Source organism: Kocuria sp. WN036 (assembly GCF_002287015.1).
Lineage (GTDB): Bacteria > Actinomycetota > Actinomycetes > Actinomycetales > Micrococcaceae > Kocuria > Kocuria rosea.
Map to the genome: position 1 here is coordinate 41,232 of NZ_NSKF01000010.1, position 18,982 is coordinate 60,213.

Below are 18,982 nucleotides of genomic sequence, written 5' to 3' on the forward strand. Positions count from 1 at the left end.
GGGCGGGCAAGACCGACTCGACGACGTACGCGCCGCCACCCCGGCAACGGGCTCGGCGGCTCTGTCTGACCCACACATTTCTTGCCCTCCGAAGGGAATCCTGCGCCATGCTGACCACTACTTCTGCCCTGCGCCGTACCGCCGCCACCCTGGGCGCGGTAGGCGCCCTGACCGCCCTGGGGCTGGCCCCCGCCGCCGCCCACGACGAAGTGCTGAGCACCTCCCCCGAGCAGGACGCCGTGCTGGAAACCGCCCCCGAGGAGATCGAACTCACCTACAGCGGGGAGATCATGGATATCGGCCACCAGGTGCTGGTGACCGATTCCGAGGGGCAGTCCGTGACCGAAGGCCCGCTCGAGCGCGACGGCTCCCAGGTGATCCAGCCCCTGGCCGACACCGGCGCCCAAGACGGGACCTACCAGGTGGTCTGGCGGGTGGTCTCCAGCGACGGCCACCCCATCGAAGGCACCTACACCTACGAGGTGGGTGACAGTGTGGACATCACCACCCCGGCCCCCACCCTCAGCACCACCCCGACCGAGACCCCGACCGGTGAGGGCGCCGACAGCTCGGACAGCTCCGCCCAAGCCCAGGACGCGGCCGTACAGGAGAATTCCGGAAGCTTCTCCGGATGGGCCGTCGGCGCCACCGTGGTGGTGCTGGCCCTGGCCGTGATCGGGCTACTGGGCTTGATGTCCCGTCGCCGCCGCAAGAACTGATTCCCCCACGCCGGGCCGGCAGATGCTCTACAGCACAGGCCCCAGGAGTGCGGCGACAGCCGTGCTCCTGGGGCCGCCGCCGACCGTCCGGTCAGCCCGACGGCGCACTCTGAGGAGCACGACCGCTGTGAAGTTCGACCTACTCGTATCGCTGTCACCGCGCGGCGCCGCAGCTCTCCTCCCGGTGGGGCCGGGCTCCCCGCCACTCTTCTGCCAGGGCTGCCGGGCCGATGGTGGGCTCTGACATGGGCACCTACCGTTTCCTACTCAGCGGCAAGTGGCTGGGCTTCTTCCTCCTCGCCTGCGCCGCCGCCGTGGTCTCGGTGTACCTGGGCGGCTGGCAGATGGACCGCAACGACCACCTGGTCGGTGAGAACGCCAAGATCACGCAGAACTACCGCGCCGAGCCCCTGGCCGGTGCGGCCGCCGTCGAGCAGTTCGCCGCCCACGACCCTTCCCTCACCTGGCGCCCGGTCGAGCTCACGGGCGAGTACCTGCCCCAGGACCAGGTGCTGGTCCGCAACAGGCCGCAGGACGGCCGCGTCGGCTACGAGGTCCTCGTCCCGTTCCGCACGCAGGACGGGGACGTCGTGGTCCTCGACCGCGGCTGGATCCCCACGGGCGAGGCGGCCAACGGGATGCCGGACGAGGTGCCGACCCCGCCCGCCGGCCGGGTCACGGTCACCGCCCGGCTCCAGCCCGGGGAGCCGGCCGTCAGCCGCGGCGCCCCCGCGGGCCAGATCGCCTCGATCGACCTCGAGGAGCTGCGCGAGCGCTGGGACCGGCCGAACGGGACGGCGGCCTACGGCGAGGTCTTCGCCGAGGACCCGGCCCCCGCGGCGGCCCCCGCGCCGGCTCCGGAGCCGGAGACCGACTCCGGGCCGCACCTGTCCTACTCGTTGCAGTGGTACGCGTTCGCGGCGCTGTTCTTCGTGGCCTGGGGCTACGCCGCCCGCCAGCAGGCCCGCAACGACGCCTGGGACCGCCAGTTCGCCCAGGAGATGGAGCGCCGGCTCGCACGGTTCTACGACGAGGACGGCAACTACATCGGCGAGGGCGACGAGGAGCTCGTCGTCCGCCAGCTCGAGATGGCCGACGACATGCCCGCCCACCTCAGGTCGCTCATGCGCCCCCGGCCGCAGCGCCGGCGCTCCCGCCCCACCTGTGAGGACGAGGAGGACGCGATGCTGGACGCCCTGGAGGCGTCGGCCGCGGACCGGAGCGGGAGCCGGGTCCCGCTCCGGTCCGCGGACGAATTGCACTGACCCGCAGCGTTGTTGATGCACTCCGACACGAGACGGTGGGCCGGGACGGACAGTCTCCGCTCACCGCTCACGGCCGGCTCAGGAACTGGCGTCCGCCCCTCTGGTGCCCTGCCGGACAGCCTTGGCCGCCAGGAGATAGGCGAGGATCCACGGTTCGACGAGGTACCGGTGGCCCAGCCGCCGCGGCTGGGTGGCCAGCCGGTAGGCCCATTCCAGGCCCAGGGGCCCGAGCCAGCGCGGAGCCGATTTCTGGATCCCGGAGTACTGGTCGATCACCCCGCCGACGGCCGCATAGATCGCCGTGGGCAACTCCTCCCAGTGCCGGCTCAGGAACTCCTCCTGCAGCGGCATCCCCAGGCCCACGATGACGAAGTCCGGCCGGAACTCCTGGAGGGTTCCGACGATGCGGTCCTCGAGTGCGAGGTTCCACCCTTCGCCGGGCCAGCCCTCGACCGTGCGCTCGGGGTCCCCCGCACGGAGGAGAGCAACCGTGGCGGCGTTGCTTTCGGGGCTCGCGCCAATGACGGCCACGCGCCGCACGGGGGTGCTCCGGATCAGGCCGGGCAACCAATCCATGGTGCCGATACGGTGGCGCCTGGCGCTGAGCGGCCGCCCGGAGCACCACTTGGCCATTTTCAGGATGGGAAAGCCATCCGTCAGCACCACGTCGGCCTTGTCGTAGAAAGCGCGGAACGTCGGGTTGACCTCCCACGTGTAGAGACTGTGCAGATTGTGGCCGAGAATCACGGTCTTGCGCCGCTCCTCCCAGGTGGCCGCAATCCACCGGTGCAGCTCATTGGTGTCCATCGGTGTCACCCGGATGCCGCTGACCGGGATCTCGATCTCGCCCCGCTTGTCCGTCTGAGTCTGGTACTTAAGCATGTGTTCCCCCACTGGCTCGGCAGTTGCTGCCTCATCGATTGTTGGTCGGCACGTTCGCCCACCGCCGTGGGACTCCCAGATCCTGATTGGCGCATGGGACACGATCCCGTGGGCGCAGCATTCGGGGACACCAGCCCGTATTCCCCCGAATACCCGCCAACATTCACGTTAGCAACGACGGGCCTCCCGGTGTGCCCCCACTTCCGGGTTGCGCCGTCCCCCAATATGTACCTATTTGCATTGATATGCCTCCGTGCATCCAGCGAGGTTGCGCCCTGCAGAGTGGATGCTCTATTGGCGTCAAGGCGCTGTGAGGTCGCGTTGGGCGGTCTCGTCGAGCCAGTGCTGACAGCGCTGGAGGAGCATGACGGTGAAAACCATCAAACCCATCGTGGTAGACGTATCCACGTCTCTCCCACCCAGGTGCAGTACCCCTTGCCCTGCTCGCCTGCTCCACAGGGCCTCGGCGAAGCCCAACCGCTAATCCACCACATGTAAGGCAGTGGGTGTTGTGTCCTGGATGCGCAACCCCGCCGGGGACAGCTGAGGGCCCTGCCAGACACAAGGCCCCTCAGCGTTGCGTGGTGATCGTGACCAGCGTGGTGGAACGGGATGTCGATCAGTCCTCGTCCTCGTCCTCGTCGTCGCTCTCGACAAGCTCGCCCCGGACTCCTTGCCCTCGGGGAGGGCGAAGGCGAAGAGGATAAGCCCGGCCACCGGGTCTACCCACGCCGCGCCGGTCAGCGGGAAGAGGATCAGCCCAGTCAGAGTGGAGACGGACAGCAGCGCGCAAATCCCGGTCTCGGCGGCACCAGCCAGGATCAGGTCGTCCCCCAGGGCCGTGCCGGCCTTCTTCTTGACCGCGACCAGCACCGGCATGATGACCAGCGAGAGCACCGGGATGATGATGCTCACCGGAGAGGGGTCGGGGGTCTTGCCCTCGGATTACCAATTGAGGGCCCGCGAGCCAGTCTCGGATCCGTCGGATTCTTCGGTCCGGGCTACGTCGCTTCTCCACATTATCGACGGGTGCCCCAGCCTAAGGGGAGCAAAGACTGGGGCACCCTAACGCCCGTGCACGGGGTGATGAGAACGGGGTGTTCTCACTCGCAAACTATGCCCTCACCGGTCCGGAAGAACAGCCCGTACAGCTACCAGAGGGCAAGTTATGGGGAATCTTCACGCCATCTTGAGGAAAACTATACAAACGACTTCGAAGTCAAAGCGGGAATCCTACGCTGAGCAGGGGCCACACTGCCGTGGGTGTCCTGATGACGGGGGGTCACTTCACCCCGTGTTGGCGGGTGAGTCCATCACCGGTCACGGCGACGACGGAAAGACACCGCAACGAGAGCCCCGCAGACCGCGACATCAGGCCCTGGGAGCACGGTTGCTCCCAGCGGGAACCCGGCTTCCTCCGCTACTGTCGAGGACGACACCTCCCGGCGCCGCGGCGCGGCCTGAGCCTGACGCGGGGCTGTCCGGTGAGCCTGCCCGAGTACCCTGAGGAGCACGACCGCCGTGGAGACCGACCGGCTCAGATCGCTGTCCCCGCACGGATCCGCGGCACCACCGGCCGGACCCGACAACTTGCAGTGCTCCCGCAAGGGCTGCGGCGCGGACGCTGCGTGGCGGATCCGCTGGAACAACCCGCGCATCCACACCCCACACCACCGCAAGAGCTGGCTGGCGTGCCCCGACCACCGCGAGAACCTCGAGAGGTTCCTCCGCGCCCAGGGCTTCTGGAAGGACACCGTCCCGCTCGGCCAAGGCGGGCCCGCCGGGCAGGACCGACCGTGAGCGACGACCGGTTCCAGCTCAGCGGGAAATGGCTCGACTTCTCTCTGTGGGCCGGCGCCGCCGCGGCGGTCTCCGTGGACCTGGCCGACTGGCAGATGGACCGCAACGACCACCCCCTCGGGTAGGAGGCGGTCATTTCGCAAGGGCATGGCAGGCGTCGCCACGGCGAGGCGGATATCTTGTTGGCGTCTCGAGCGGCCGATGCCGTTGCCCGCTCGCCCCGCCGGTTGGAGGCCCCCTGTGAAGCGCACCAGCACCGCCCTCGTCCTGGGGTGCGCCCTGGTCCTGCCCGGATATACCGGCAGTATCGAGGAAGCAGCAGACGAAGCATCCTCCGGATTTCCCGTTGCCGCAAACGGAATCAACGTCTTGGAGGCGGCCGTGTCGATGCCGTCTGAACACTGACCCCCGGGCGTGCCCCTAAGGCCATGCAGTCGAATCACCTGCCGGCGAACACATCGATTCCTGTCCTGCCCTTGAGCGTGCCCGTTCTTCCTCTACACGCTGAAGGCATGAAGATTCGATGAAGAAATGTGCTTCGTTCGGATGGCGGATGGCGGATTACGGCAGATATGAGTGCGCGCTGAATTTATCCTCCCGATATTCTCCGAAGCCACCGCCCGAGAGCCTCGATCGCTTTTCTTACCCTACGCGCGTAAACCGCCCACCGCAGCCACCGGCGGTCTCCCAGTGCTGACAGGCCGCCGCAGGCGTGCCGAGGGTGTGCATCTTCGGGCCCACCAGGGACTCTCCCCGGCCACGCCCCCGCTAACGGTGAACACCCTGACGTTCCCGCTCGAAACGAAGCTCCGCTGGGTCGGGAACACGGTGCTGAGCACCCTCGGCAACCAAGGCGACCACCCGATCAGCGGCCGTGACCAAAACGTGACATTAGGGGGTGGGCCCTGTATCGTCCTCCGCGTGCCGAGAGCTGATCTTCTTGGCGCCCCCGTGGCACATCGCCGAGTTCTGCCGGTGCCCGGGGTTCCTGAAGAGAAATCGCTTGGCAGAAGCGGGGGAACCATTACCGGTCCCGGTGTACCGGGGCCTTGGGGTTAAGCCGTGCAGAGCGCGTGCGTTCTGCGGCCGGGTGTCTCCCACCCGCATCCGACAGCTCACCTCGTAGGCAAAGGGAGGAATCCACCCATGTCGCTTTTCACGCAGAACACTGCCCGCCACCGCGCCGAGACCTCCTCGCGCGCCGTGCGCACCACCACCGTCGTCGCCGCCGCCGGCGCAGCACTGGTGGGCTCCATCGCTCCGGCCCAGGCCTACGCCGAGATCCCCGCCGCCTCCGGGTCCTCCTATGCGGCTCCGGCCTCGGCGATGGCCGATCTGGCCTCCTACACCTACCAGGCCCCGGTCGCCGCGCAGCCCGCCGCCCCCGCCGACCAGGCCCCGGCCCCGCAGCAGAGCGCCGCCACCTCGAGCGTGAGCCCGCAGTCCACCGCCACCACCGAACTCGCCCCGGCCGCCGGCGGCATCGTGGGCACGGCCATGCAGGGTGTGGGCACCGGCTACGTCTGGGGCGGGACCTCCTTCGGGGCCTGGGACTGCTCCGGATTCACCGGCTGGGTCTACGCCCAGAACGGCATCGACATCCCCCGCACCAGCTCCCAGCAGATCGCCGCGGCCACCCCGACCGCCACCCCGCAGCCCGGTGACCTGGTGTCCCAGAACGGTGGCAACCACATCGGCATCTACATCGGTGGCGGCAAGATGGTCTCTGCGTTGAACCCGACCCAGGGCACCTTCGTCCACTCCGTCAACGCCATGCCCGTCGACGGGTACTACACCTACCGCTGAGCCGGACTCGCTGCTGCGGTGCCCCACATGGTCACCGCAGCAGATCCCCGGACCGCTCTCACCCGGGGCCGGACCGCCTCTACCTCACGCGCACCTGCTGCGCCCTTCACCTGCTGCGGGAGTGCTCCTCTCCGAAAGCACCCCCGTCGGACATCGGTCGTTTCGGTGACACCGTCCGGGATCAGGCCTGCACTGGGGCGGTGAGTGATGCGCTGGGCGCGGCCTGAACCAGTTTCCGCGGCTAACCGGCCGACCACTTGAGTCCGGCGCCCGCGTCTCCACCGTCCAGACCCAGACCGATGTCCTCGTCGACTGCTCCCCGGGGGCGCCCACATCGGGGTCCATCCCGGCGGCGGCGAGGCCGTGCACGGCGGCCGGAACGGCCACCAGGCGGTCCTCGACAGCGTCAACGTCGGCTCCGGGCCGGTCCAGGTTTGCCTACGCTGAGCCGGTTCAGGCATCACATACTCCGGGTGCGTCCTCTTTGAACGACCAGCAAGGAGTGCGCACCCGGTCCTCACATCCCGCCCCAGGCCTGGATCTTCTGCGTCGTCGCCGTTAGCCACCGAGGACGCGCCTCTCCTGCGCTCGAGGATGCACACTCGCCGACATGTCCAGGAGTGGATGGTGGACGATCTTCCGAAGAAGGCCTTGCAGGAAAGGCTCAGCGCAGTGAGCTACTGTCCTGCCCGTTCATGAGGAGCAAGACCCTTTTTGGGCCTTTCAAGGAGGACGCATGGCTGGCGGTACGGACCCGGAGCGGGCGCGGCAGCAACGTGCTGCGCTGCTGGATCAGCACTGGGCGGCCGATGCCCGGGCCACCCGCAGGCGGCGGCTCCTGGCGGGCGCGGGCGCGGTGACGGCTGTCGCGGCGGTCGGGGCCCTGGTGACGGTGGCGGTGATCAACGATCCCCCGCCCCAGGCGCGGGAGGACATCGAGATCGCCGGGCTGCAGACCTACGAGGGCCTCGGCAACTCCCACGTGGAGACCGCGGTGGACTACGAGCAGTCCCCCCCGGTGGGCGGGGACCACGCCAGTGACTGGCTCAACTGCGGGGTCTACACCGAGCCGGTGCCCGAGGAGAACGCCGTGCACGCCTTGGAGCACGGGGCCGTGTGGGCCGCCTACGACCCCTCCGCCCTGTCCGAGGACCAGGTGGCTGAGTTACGCCAGGCCGTCCCGGACACCTACGTGGTGCTCTCCCCCTACGAGGACCTGGGCGCCCCCATCATGATCTCGGCGTGGGGGGCTCAGGTCGCCCTGGACTCCCCGGAAGATGAGCGCCTGGAGCAGTTCGTGACCAAGTACTGGCAGTCCCCCGACGCCCCGGAGCCCGGGGCATCCTGCACCGGCGGCATCGATGCCCCCAGCCGGGTCGCATGAGCACCAGCACCACCGGCGCCGCCTCCAGGAGCTCGGCAGGGCACCGGGGACGGTGGGTCCTGCTGGTGCTGGCGGCCGTGCTGTTGGTGGCGGCCGGCTGGGCGGTGGGGCAGCTGAGCGCTCCGACGTCGTCCACCCCGGCGGAGGGCAGCCCGGAAGCCGGGTTCGCCCGCGACATGCAAACCCATCACCTGCAGGCGGTGGAAATGAGTTCCTTGGTCCGTGACCGTACGGAAGACCCGGAGATCCGCCGGTTGGCATACGACATCTCCCGCACCCAGCAACAACAGGCCGGGCAGATGTACGGCTGGCTCTCCGTGTGGGGATTGCCCCAGGCCTCATCCCAACCGGCCATGGCCTGGATGGACGACGGCGACCAGAACCACACATCCATGCCCGGCATGGACTCCACGAGCCCTGGTCCGGACGCGCGAATGCCGGGCATGGCCACCGCCGAGCAGCTGGCCGAGCTGGAGGACGCCCAAGGCCAGGAGGCCGAACGGCTCTACCTCGAGTTGATGATCCCCCACCACCAAGCCGGAGCAGCCATGGCCCAAGCCATCCTGGAGCACACTGACAACCCCGTGGTGACCTCTCTGGCGCAATCGATCGCCACCAGCCAGACCTCGGAGATCAAGTACATGGAGGACCTGTTGGAGAAGCGCCGCAACCCATCATGATCTCCGTTCGCACGCCAGGATCAGCACCCGTGGCCGGGTCCGCGCAAAAGCTGACGGGCCCAGACGTGAACCGGTTCCCATGCTCGGCCCAGCTGTGCGCCGGGGACCGGAATCCACCGGGGCTCTTCGGCCCCGATCCCCAATATCGCGGGCAGGTCCGGGGAGAGGCCGGCGTGGCAGGCCCGTCCCTCCTGGACCGGTCCTGGGCTCAGGGCCCGATCCGGACCTCGGGACCGTTCTGTGGCATGCAAAAATGTCCTCATGGCAGTCGATGCTTTCCGTGACCATGGTTGACCGCAACATGGCCGGGCCGGTCTGGGTCCCGTCCGAGCCGCCGAGCTTGGAGAACTTCCTGGCCCCCACGTTGCAACCAATTCCACTCATCCCGGCCATCGCGCTGGTGCTGGCTGTGTTGTATTTGGTCGGAGCGGCCCGGCTGTGGAGGGCACGCCGGCGGTGGCCGGTGTGGCGGACCCTGTGCTTCTTCGCCGGGTGCGCGGTCACAGCGGTCATCATGGGCGCGGGAATTGAAGGCTACGGGTTGCGCATGTTCTCCGTGTTCATGTTCCAGCAGCTGACTTTGATGATGTTCGTTCCCGCGCTGCTGGTCCTGGGCAGCCCGGGCACTTTGCTGCTGCGGGCTGCACCCCATCGCGGGCCCGGCGCCGTGGTGCTGCGCCTGGCCCTGTGGGGGTTGCGTTCGAGGTGGGGCAGGCTCGCCATCCATCCTGCCTTCTTGGTTCCGTTGTTCCTGGTCAGTTTCTACGGGGTGTATCTCAGCGGACTTGACGACCGGTTGCTGCCCACCTGGTACGGCCACATCGGGCTGGAACTGCTGTTCTTGGCCTCCGGGATCCTGTTCACGATCCCGTTGCTGTCGGCCGACCCGTTGCCGGCCAAACAAACCTACGGCAGTCGCTTGGCCGACATCGTCCCCGAGATGCCGTTGCACGCCTTCTTCGGCGTCATCGTCATGATGGCTCCGCTACCCGTCGTGGAGTTTTTCGCCACCCCGCCAGGCAGCTGGAACCTTGACCCGATGGCCGACCAGGTCCTGGCCGGCTCGTTGGCCTGGTCCTACGGTGAATTGCCGTCCGTGCTGATTCTGCTGTTCATCATGAGCCAGTGGCACCGCGAGGATGCGCGCAACGCCGCCCGCGAAGAGGCCGAGGCCGCCGTCAGAGGCACCCCGGATTTGGATGCTTACAACGCCTACCTGGATCAGTTGCAGCAGCGCACCGAGGACCGCTAACCCCTATGTGGACCGGCTGACGTCACCGGAAGCCGGCTGGGACGGCCAGGGACGCCGACACGACCCGCCGCCCCCAACCGTTCCCAGGTGCGTGGCCTGCCGGTGGCCTGCAGGGTCCTATGGGACCAGGAGAGGCCGTCCAGGGTGTGGAAGACCCGGGCGCCGACCATCTCGGCCAGTTCTCGGCCTGGTGCACATCCGTGGTGCTGATGGTGGCGGACCTGGAGACGACCGTTCGCAGGCCCGCATGGCGCGCCCGGAGACGCGGCAGCGGACACAGCCAGGGCACAGGGAAAGGATAAGCCCGGGACAGTCCGCCCTGGTCAAATGGGGGTGGAGGGGCCTGGAGTGCCCGGACCGGTGGGCGGGGGCCCGCCGGTACATCCGAGAGAAGGAGCCCACCAGCATGGTCAGCATCCACCACCCGACCTCGGGGACGCGGGGGCCAACTGGGGACTCAGGTCTCCCGCTGGTGAAAAAATCCCGGCTGGTGGGCGTCGATGCCGCCCGGGGTCTGGCTCTGGTCGGGATGTTCTCCATCCACATCTTGCCGGCCTGGGACCCCGAGACCTACGAGGTCACCTTGCAGTGGCAGCTGTTCGCCGGCCGGGCCGCGGCCCTGTTCGCGCTGCTGGCCGGGGTCGGGCTGGCGTTCTCCACCGGCGGACGCACAGCCCACCGGGGCCGGACGATGACCGCCGACCGGGTGGGGCTGCTCATCCGGGCCGTGCTGATCACTGTGCTGGGCCTGCTCGTGAACCAGGTCATGCCGGAGGACCCGCCCGCCTACAACATCTTGACCTACTACGGGATGTTCTTCCTGCTGGCCATCCCCTTCCTGCACCTACCCGCACGGACCCTGTTCATCCTCGCCGGAGTGACCGCGGTGACCGCCCCGGTGCTGATGCAGACCCTGCGCGGCGTGCTGCCCGCGATGGAGGTCTACAATCCCACCATCACCGGGGTGCTCACCGACCCTGGCACGGTGCTCTCCCAACTGTTGTTCACCGGTACCTACCCTGCGGCCCCATACCTGACCTACCTGCTTGCCGGCGTAGCCATCGGCCGGCTCAACCTGCGGTCCCTGCACGTCCAGGTCCGGCTGCTCGGGGCGGGCCTGGTCCTGGCTCTGGCCGCGTGGTTGGTCTACTGGGTGCTGATCATGCAGGCCGGCGGCTTTGACCAGCTGATGAGCTCCACCCCGGGACTGAGCCAGGAGCAGATCGACGAGATCATCATCTGGGGCCCCGACCCCGTCCTGCCCGACACGTCGTGGTGGTGGCTGCTAATCCCCGGTCCGCACACCAACACCCCGATCGCGATCCTCTATGGCCTCGGCTCCGGTGCGGCCGTGCTGGGGGCGTTCCTGCTCATCGGGCGGAAGGCCGGCGCCTGGTTGCTGCCGCTCAGTGCTGCGGGCTCCATGACCCTGACCCTCTACACCGCCCACCTGCTGGCCCTGGCCGCCATGGTGCACTACGAGGTGCCCCTCCTGTGGTTCCTCATCCACGCAGGCGGGGCGGCGGTGTTCGCGGTGGCCTGGCAGCGCGCCTACGGCCAGGGCCCACTGGAGCTGGCCCTGGCCCGGACCGCCGGCGCCGGGCGTGGGCTCGTGCTCACCTCCGCTCGATGCGAAGACTGAGCCCGGACCCAACTGCAGCAGCGGGTGGGTCCGTCGAGGCGGCGGTATCAAGAATGGGCTCCCACAACACATCCGCTGAACCCACAGAATGGGAAAGCGCCTTCGCCAGTCCCCTCTCTGTCAGCCTTGAGTGAGGCGACCGACCAGCAAGGACCTGCTGTGGGGCCGACACATTTGAGCCCGTGCTCAAAAACCATTCAGCTAGCCGTGGTCCTATTGCAGCGGCGCCCGGCGCCCGGACTTACTGGCCTTCCCTTCTGGCCCTGCCGTGTCGATACAACGTTCAGGAGAACCCCTATGACCGACAACACCGCACAACCTGCTGCTGCGGGATCCACAGCGCCCGCCCGTGATGCTGGAACGGCCGCCCTCGACTTTCAGGATTTGGTGGCTCCGGTTCCGAAAGCGGTGCGCAAAGATTCCGGCACCAACGAGGTGTCCCCGGCTCCCTCCACCGGTGCCCGGTGGGCGGCGGAGTTCGCGGGCACTACCGTGCTGATTTTCGCCGGGGTGGGCACCGGGATTTTCGCCACCCAGGTCATCGATTCCGCACTGGGTTTCGGGCTGGGGCTGCTGGCGGTATTGGTGGCTTTCGGGCATGTCTCCGGGGGTCATTTCAATCCTGCCGTGACCCTGGCGGCGGTCGTGGCCGGGCGCACATCACCCAAGGTCGCCATCGGTTACGTGGTGGCCCAGGTGCTGGGGGCCCTGGTCGCGGTGGGGCTGCTGTGGGCGGTGCTGATGACACTGATCGATGCCGCCACCACCGCCCAGGCTCTGGGGGCGGTGGCCAACGGCTACGGGCAGAACTCCACTTCCCAAGCCGGCTGGCCCACCGTGCTTCTGATTGAGTTCGTGGCGAGCACCTTGTTCGTTCTCGTGGTCCTGGGCTCAACCGCCCCACGGGCCAACGCGGTACTGGCCCCGGTGGCGATCGGGGCGACCTTCGCGTTCCTGCTCACCATCCTGGCGCCGTTCGACGGCGGATCGATGAATCCGGCCCGCTCCACCGGCACCGCGGCCATCGGTGGCGCGCAGAGCCTGTCCCAGCTGTGGCTGTTCTGGGTCGCCCCGTTGTTGGGGGGTCTGGTGGCGGGTTTGATCTACCGTGTGGTGGATTTGGGCCGCGCACCCCGCCCCGCCACTACGCAATCCACGGAAGACGCCACAGCAAACAACAGCACCGACACTTCCACCGCCCCGGAAGTGTGAGGGAATCGAGCAGTGTCTCGTGACGGGACGGTTCTATGCACCATGACGTCCCGTTGGAGCCATGTGGATCAACCCGCGCCAGCGCAGGCCGGCCGAGCGTCGGCGGCTGAGGACAGGTCGCGCGGAGTCCCCGGGAGAGGTGTATCTCATCTGGGGCTGTGATGTCTTGGGAGATCGTCTGCGTTGGCGGGGCGGTCAGAGAACACGCGTCAGTGACCGGTCGCCGTTTCTGGCCTGCGCATGGTCCCTGGGTTGCGGTGGGCGGTGCTGGTGCACCCCTGGTAGGCGGAGGTGGACGTCTGCTCCAGCACGTTGTTCGGCGTGGTGGGTCACGAGCACGACGATGCGGTCGGACAGTGCTGAGCGCAGGTCGGAGATCAGCGAGTCGGCAGCTGGTGCGTCGAGGTGAGCGGTGGGTTCGTCGAGGAGCATGACGTCGGCGCGGGTGAGCAGTGCCCTGGCCACGGCGACGCGTTGACGTTGCCCCCCGGAGAGCTCCCCGCCGCTGGGCCCAACTGGTGTGTCCAAGCCCCGGGGAAGGCTGTCCAGGAAGGGGCCCAGGCCCACACGGGTGAGGACCTCGTACATGTCCTCATCGGTGGGCCGATCGTCTTTACCCCGGGCGAGCAGGAGGTTGCCGCGGATGGTGGAGTCGAACAGATGTGCCTCCTGGGGGCACCAGGCGAAGCACCGCCGCAGCTGCCGGGCGTCGAAGGTGGTGCTGTCGGAGCCGTTGACCTGCCATGAGCCCTCCGCGGCGGGCAAGTGGCCGAGGAGGGTCGCCAGCAGGGTGGACTTGCCTGAGCCGGAGGGACCTTCAACGACGAGCCACTGGCCGCGTCGCACGGTGGCCTGGAGGTGGCGGAATGCCGGGGCCGGCGCCTGGGGCCAGGTGACGGCCAGGTCGGCCAGCGTCAGCTCTTGGACCTGAGCCGGAACCAGCCCGGCGGGGGGCTGAGGTCGCTCGTGACGGGTGGTTGTGGAGGTGACGGCATGGACCTTGCGCAGTGACTGGGCCAGCGCGGACCACTGCTGTACCGCATCGACCACGCCGAGCAGCGGGTCGATCAGGCCCAGAGGCAGCAGCACGAGTCCGGCGACGACCGGTGTGGAAATCGTGCCCGCCGCCAGGGCTTCGGCGGTGGTAGCCAGCATCAGCACGGAGGAAAGAGAACAGGCCAGCACCACGACGGCCTCGCCCAGGCCCCGCGCCCAGGCACTGGAGCGGGTCGACGTGTCCGCGCGCTGCTCGAGGTCGTCCAGCCGGGCGAGCATGTCCTCGGTTCGATCGTTGGCGCGCAGCTCACTGGAGGCGGCGGCCATCGCGGCGAAGCGGCGGATCACTTTGGAGCGAACGACGGTGAGGTGGCGGGCCGCCGAGCGATCGGCCAGCAGCGCCGCGGCGGGCCCGGCGAGCAGCCCGCCGAAAACGGCGACCAGGAGCGTGGGCACCGCGCTGGGACACAGGACCGTGACGGTGACGACAGCCCCCAGGGCGGTGCCGGCCCCGGCCATCGGTGGCAGCAGGACCCTTGGTGCCAGGTCACGGACCCGGTCTGCGGCCTCGACCAGGTGCTCCAGCGCCGCCCCACCGGTGGCCAGGGCCCGGGAGGCCAGGCCGCGGGCGGCTAGCCCGGCCCAGATCCGGGACCTGAGCTCGGTGGTGGCGGACAGGACGGCATCGTGGGTGGCCAGTCGCTCGGCGTAGCGCAGCACGGCACGGCCGATGCCGAAGAAGCGGACGCCGACGATGGCGACCATCAGGTACATGATTCCCGGTTGCTCGCTGGCGCGCACGATCAGCCAGCCCGACAGCGTGGTGAGGGCGGCGGCGAACAGGGCTGAGGCCGTCCCCAGGGCCGCGGCCCCCAGCACGCGCCAGCGAGTGGAGGCGATGAACGCCCCGAGCTCGCCCAACGCACCACCGGAGGTCTCGGCGAGTGAAGAATTGGACGCCTCGCCCTGGCGATCGGGCACCGGCGGCTCCTCCGGGGCGGTGGTTCCTGGCCGGCGGTGCGCCCCCTCCCCGCGGGGGCTGGCGGGCTGCCCCAGGAGCACTGTCTGATCGGCGAGGGCAGTGATCTCGGTTTCGTGGGAAGCCAGGATCACGGTTGTGGTGCCGCGCAGGTTGTCGATGAGGTTTCTGATGCGGTGCGCGTTGGCGGGATCGAGGTGGGCGGTGGGCTCGTCGAGGAGCAGCAGCCTGGCCCCGGCGGTGATGCGGGCCAGGCCCCGGGCCAGGCCCAGGCGGCGCAGCTCCCCGGGACTGAGTTGGTTCGGGTCCGCCTCGGCCAGCCCGGTCAGTCCGACTCGCGCGAGGGCGTGGTGGGCGGAGGCGGTGTCGTGGGCGTAGAGCTGGATCTCGTCGAGGACGGTTTCGCCGACGGTGTGGATGTGCTGAGGCACCCAGGCCACTGCAGCCGGGTCGATCCCGTGGATGGTTCCTTTTTGGGCTTCGATGGTTCCGGCGAGGACCCCGAGCAGGGTGGATTTGCCGCTGCCGCTGGGGCCTTCGACGCTGGTGATGGTTCCGCCGAAAATTTCGGCGTCGAGACCGGATACTGCTGGGGAGGCCCGTCCTGGGTAGCGCACGACCACGCCGCTGATCCGCACCAGGGGTGCCTGGTCCGCCGGAGTGTCCGGCCGGGGGTTGATCGTTGCGGGGTTCGATTCCGGCGGCGTCGTTCTGCGGATGTCGGGGGCCGGGGACTCGGCGACGATCTCCCGGGAGCGATGCAGGGCTGCCATGCCGTCCTGGGAGGCGTGGAAGGCTGCGCCGAGGTCGCGGAAGGGGGCGAAGCATTCAGGGGCGAGGATGAGGGCAACGAGCCCCACCAGGAGGTCGAGGTCACCGTAAACGAGACGCACGCCGACGAACACCGCCACGACGGCGACCGAGAGCGTGGCGATCAGCTCGAGCACCAGCGCGGAGAGGAAAGCGGTGCGCAGCGTCACCATGGTCGTGTGCCGGTGCTGCTCGGAGACATCGCGCAACGCCGCAGCCTGCTCCTCGATCCGCCCCAGGCCCACGAGGACGGGCAGTCCACGGGCGAGTTCGACCAGGTGGTGGGAGAGCCGTTGAAGAACGGCGGAAGACTCCCCGGCCTTGTCCTGGGAGTGCAGTCCGATCAGTGCCATGAACACCGGGATCAGGGGCACGGTGAGCACGATGATGAGGGCGCTGACCCAGTCGGCGGCCAGAATCCTCGCCCCGACCAGCAGAGGCACGGCGGCGGCGGCGGTGACCGAGGGCAGCACGCGCGCGTAGTAGTCGTCGAGGGCGTCGAGGCCGATGGTGCCCACGGTGGTCGTGGCGCCGACGTCGTGGCCACCACCGGCCATGAGGCCGGTGGCGAGTTCTCGGCGCAGCCCCCGCTTCGCCCGACCGGCGGCGCGGACGGCGACGACCTGGGTGGCCCAGGTGGTTCCGGCACGCAGCAACCCGGCGCCGATCCCGACCAGCAGAGCCCGTTGCCAGGCCGCCGTGTCATGAGCGATGACCCCGACGATGCCGCGAGCCAGGGCTTCGGCCATGCCGATCAGGGCCAGAGCCTTGAGCGCTCCTAGGAGGCTGAGGGTAAAGACTGTTGCAGAGCCGCCGGGGCCCAGTGGGGGACGTTTCATGCCTGCCTGTTCCCGTCCGCGCCTCTCCCCGGCACACCCTCACGTGGGGTGCCCGTGGCGAGTTTCGGGGCAACGGCGGGAAGGACGGGGTGGGGGGCGGGAAGATGGCCGGTGGTCAGGCGCCGGCGGAACACCCAGTAGCTCCAGCCCTGAGCGAGCAGCACCGCGGGCAAGCCGATGGCCGCCACGACGGTCATGACCCCCAGGGTGTAGTCGCTGCTGGAGGCATTGGCCACCGTCAGGTGGTGGGCGGGGTCGATCGTGGAGGGCAGGACCACGGGGTAGACGTTGGCGAAGATTGAGGTAAGACCGCAGAACAGCAGTGCGGCGGAACCGGCGAAGGCGCGGCCTTCCCGGCCCAGGCGGGCGCTGGTCCACCCGAAGAGCGCGGCGACGACCGCGACACCGACCAGGGGCCAGGTCCAGGCCGTGTCGTGGAGCACTTGAACGGCCAACACCCACACGGTGAGCGGCACCAGCGCAGCCGGACCGAAGCGGAGGAGGAACCGGCGGGCACGCACCCGGACCGGGCCCTCGGTCTTCAGTCCCAGGAAGGCCGCGGCGTGCACGAGGCAGAACCCGACCAGCGCCAGCCCCCCGAGCAGCGCGTAGGGCGTGAGCCAGGCGAAGGCCCCGCCGACGCGGTCGCCGTTAGCGTTCAGCGGCAGACCCGTAGTGGTCAAAGCCAAGGCAGCACCTAGCCCGAAGGCGACCAGGAACGACCCCATCCCCAAGGCCCGGTCCACCCACCGCCGCCACCGGTCGCTGTGGACCTTCCCGCGGTACTCGATGGACACCGCCCGGAAAATCAGCCCGACCAGGACGAACACGAAGGGGACGTACAGGGCAGAGAACAAGGAGGCGTACCAGTCGGGGAAGGCGGCGAAGAGCCCGGCGGCTGCAGTGATCAGCCACACCTCGTTGCCGTCCCACACCGGGCCGATGGTATTGAGCATCTGCCGGCGCTGGCGCTCATCGCGGGTACTGGTAAGCATGAGCATCCCCACGCCCAGGTCGAAGCCGTCCAGGAGGATGAACCCGGTCCACAGCACCGCGATGGCGATGAACCAGAGAGTGGGAAGCAGTTCCATGTCAGGGGCCGTTCTGTGGTCGTCGGGCTCAGTAGGCGAAGGCCAGCACGTCATCGCGCCGACCGGTCATGCCCTCGGGATGGGCGGGGTCATCTTCGTGGTGGGCGAGCTCGGGCATGGCCGAGGCGACCCCGCCGCGCACGTAGCGCACGAGCAGCATCGTCTCCACCACCAGCAGGACCGCGTAGATCAGCCCGAGGGTGACCAGGGAGAAAAGGATCTCCTCCCCGCTGACTCCCGGGGAGACGGCAGCGGCGGTGTACATGTACACCCCGTCCACACCACTGGGGTTGGGATTCGGGACGACCACGAACGGTTGCCGCCCCATCTCGGTGAACACCCACCCGGCAATGTTGGCCCCGAAGGGTGCCAGGATGGAGGCCACCGCCACCCACATCAAGGGCTTGGAAGCCGGGACGGTGCCCTTCCGTGTGATCCACAGCGCCAGCGCCGCGAACCCCGCGGCGAGCATGCCGAAGCCGATCATCAGGCGGAACCCCCAGTAGGTGACCTCCATCAGGGGCAGGTAGTCGATCTTCTGGCCGGCCCGTTGCCCGTACATGGGGTCCTCAGGCAGGTGGGTGCCGTAGGCGGCCTCGTACTGTGGGATGAGGGTGTTCACGCCCTTGACTTCGGTGTCAAAGTCCCCGTGGGCCAGAAACGACAACAGGCCCGGGATCTCGATGACGTTGGTCACCTGGTCACAGTCCTGGGCTCCCAGCGGGCCCACCGCCAGCACCGAAAAGCTGGTGCCATCGTGGCAGGCCGCCTCAGCGGCAGCCATCTTCAGCGGTTGCTGCTCGAACATCAGCTTGCCCTGCAGGTCCCCGGTGGCGGCGACCCCGCCGAAGGCGACGGCGGCGACCACCGCACCGATGCGCAGACTGGACAGCCACACCGCGTGGTCGACCCGGTCCCGCCCGGGAATATCGGCCCGCTCCCCCACAACCACGGCACCGGAATCGTCGACGGTGTCGATGTTGTCCCGGCGGCGCTGCCACAGCTGGTACCAGGAAACCCCAATCAGGAACGCCGCGCCCACTGCCACCGCTCCGGCCAGAGTGTGGGAGTAGGCCACCAGGGCCGTGTTATTGGTCAGCACCGCCCACACGTCGTTCATCACAGGGCGGCCGTCCACCATCTCCACGCCCACCGGGTGCTGCATCCAGGAGTTGGCGACGATGATGAAAAAGGCCGAAACCACGGAGCCCAGCACCGCGGTCCACAGCGTGGCCAGGTGCAGCTTCTTGGGCAGGCGATCCCAGCCGAAGATCCACAGGCCCAGGAAGGTGGACTCGAAGAAGAAGGCGAGCAGGCCCTCCATCGCCAACGGTGCCCCGAAGACATCGCCGACGAAGCGGGAGTACTCGCTCCAGGCCATCCCGAACTGGAACTCCTGCACCAACCCGGTGGCCACGCCCATGATGAAGTTGATCAGGTAGAGCTTGCCCCAGAACTTCGTCATCCGCAGCCAACGCCCGTTGCCGGTACGCACCCACATCGTCTGCATGAGCGCCACCAGCAGACCCAGCCCGAGCGTGAGCGGGACCATCACGAAGTGGTAGACGGTGGTGATCCCGAACTGCCACCGGGCGATCTCCAACGGATCCATGGGTTGTCCCCCA

The 18,982-nt window shown here is 68.6% G+C and carries 16 protein-coding genes and 1 riboswitch; of the genes, 11 read left to right on the forward strand and 5 right to left on the reverse strand.

Annotated features, from left to right (window positions below; translation table 11 throughout):
• Positions 1-107: 107 nt before the first annotated feature.
• Both CK505_RS08180 and CK505_RS08185 read left to right on the forward strand, forming a co-directional pair.
• Positions 108-719: a copper resistance CopC family protein gene (locus tag CK505_RS08180; RefSeq protein WP_095650766.1), complete on the forward strand. Its 612-nt coding sequence runs from the start codon at positions 108-110 to the stop codon at positions 717-719.
• 245 nt (positions 720-964) lie between these two features.
• Positions 965-1,984 carry an SURF1 family protein gene (locus CK505_RS08185; RefSeq protein ID WP_062737380.1) on the forward strand — a complete coding sequence of 340 codons (1,020 nt, stop codon included), beginning with the start codon at positions 965-967 and terminating at the stop codon, positions 1,982-1,984.
• A gap of 78 nt (positions 1,985-2,062) precedes the next feature.
• Here the strand turns inward: CK505_RS08185 and CK505_RS08190 are convergent, their stop codons facing one another.
• Positions 2,063-2,866 (reverse strand): WecB/TagA/CpsF family glycosyltransferase, encoded by an 804-nt coding sequence (locus tag CK505_RS08190; protein ID WP_062737381.1) that lies wholly within the window; start codon positions 2,864-2,866, stop codon positions 2,063-2,065.
• A 480-nt stretch (positions 2,867-3,346) separates the two neighbouring features.
• Positions 3,347-3,781: a hypothetical protein gene (locus CK505_RS08195; protein WP_062737382.1), complete on the reverse strand. Its 435-nt coding sequence runs from the start codon at positions 3,779-3,781 to the stop codon at positions 3,347-3,349.
• Positions 3,782-4,387: 606 nt separating this feature from the next.
• Here CK505_RS08195 and CK505_RS08200 point away from each other — a divergent pair.
• The 9 genes from CK505_RS08200 to CK505_RS08230 all read left to right on the forward strand — a co-directional run bounded on the left by CK505_RS08200 (position 4,388) and on the right by CK505_RS08230 (position 12,642).
• Positions 4,388-4,666, forward strand: coding sequence for a hypothetical protein (locus CK505_RS08200; protein ID WP_062737383.1), 279 nt, complete (start codon positions 4,388-4,390; stop codon positions 4,664-4,666).
• Positions 4,663-4,791: a hypothetical protein gene (locus tag CK505_RS18840; RefSeq protein ID WP_255219702.1), complete on the forward strand. Its 129-nt coding sequence runs from the start codon at positions 4,663-4,665 to the stop codon at positions 4,789-4,791. Before CK505_RS08200 ends, CK505_RS18840 begins: the two co-directional genes overlap by 4 nt.
• Positions 4,792-4,906: 115 nt before the next feature.
• Positions 4,907-5,071: a hypothetical protein gene (locus tag CK505_RS18425; RefSeq protein ID WP_154676752.1), complete on the forward strand. Its 165-nt coding sequence runs from the start codon at positions 4,907-4,909 to the stop codon at positions 5,069-5,071.
• 545 nt (positions 5,072-5,616) lie between these two features.
• Positions 5,617-5,807, forward strand: a riboswitch (cyclic di-AMP (ydaO/yuaA leader).
• Positions 5,808-5,812: 5 nt separating this feature from the next.
• Positions 5,813-6,472 (forward strand): C40 family peptidase, encoded by a 660-nt coding sequence (locus CK505_RS08205; RefSeq protein WP_062737384.1) that lies wholly within the window; start codon positions 5,813-5,815, stop codon positions 6,470-6,472.
• Positions 6,473-7,208: 736 nt separating this feature from the next.
• Positions 7,209-7,856, forward strand: a complete 648-nt coding sequence (locus tag CK505_RS08210; RefSeq protein ID WP_062737385.1) for a DUF3105 domain-containing protein — start codon at positions 7,209-7,211, stop codon at positions 7,854-7,856.
• A complete protein-coding gene (locus CK505_RS08215; protein ID WP_062737386.1) occupies positions 7,853-8,536 on the forward strand; it encodes a DUF305 domain-containing protein in 684 nt (227 codons plus the stop codon). The genes CK505_RS08210 and CK505_RS08215 overlap by 4 nt, the downstream gene beginning before the upstream one ends.
• Before the next feature lie 286 nt (positions 8,537-8,822).
• Complete coding sequence (locus CK505_RS08220) at positions 8,823-9,788, forward strand: cytochrome c oxidase assembly protein (protein WP_062737404.1); 966 nt, start codon at positions 8,823-8,825, stop codon at positions 9,786-9,788.
• Between the two features lie 472 nt (positions 9,789-10,260).
• Positions 10,261-11,430 carry a heparan-alpha-glucosaminide N-acetyltransferase domain-containing protein gene (locus CK505_RS08225; protein WP_219930791.1) on the forward strand — a complete coding sequence of 390 codons (1,170 nt, stop codon included), beginning with the start codon at positions 10,261-10,263 and terminating at the stop codon, positions 11,428-11,430.
• A 297-nt stretch (positions 11,431-11,727) separates the two neighbouring features.
• Positions 11,728-12,642, forward strand: a complete 915-nt coding sequence (locus CK505_RS08230) for an MIP/aquaporin family protein (RefSeq protein ID WP_084271836.1) — start codon at positions 11,728-11,730, stop codon at positions 12,640-12,642.
• Between the two features lie 195 nt (positions 12,643-12,837).
• On the opposite strand, the gene cydD is transcribed toward CK505_RS08230, so the two are convergent.
• From cydD to CK505_RS08245, 3 genes are read right to left on the reverse strand one after another with little or no spacing between them, the layout of a single operon-like run.
• Complete coding sequence (gene cydD, locus CK505_RS08235) at positions 12,838-16,266, reverse strand: thiol reductant ABC exporter subunit CydD (protein WP_062737389.1); 3,429 nt, start codon at positions 16,264-16,266, stop codon at positions 12,838-12,840.
• A complete protein-coding gene (gene cydB, locus CK505_RS08240) occupies positions 16,263-17,357 on the reverse strand; it encodes a cytochrome d ubiquinol oxidase subunit II (RefSeq protein WP_062737390.1) in 1,095 nt (364 codons plus the stop codon). The genes cydD and cydB overlap by 4 nt, the downstream gene beginning before the upstream one ends.
• A gap of 28 nt (positions 17,358-17,385) precedes the next feature.
• Positions 17,386-18,969, reverse strand: a complete 1,584-nt coding sequence (locus CK505_RS08245; protein WP_062737391.1) for a cytochrome ubiquinol oxidase subunit I — start codon at positions 18,967-18,969, stop codon at positions 17,386-17,388.
• Positions 18,970-18,982: the final 13 nt, after the last annotated feature.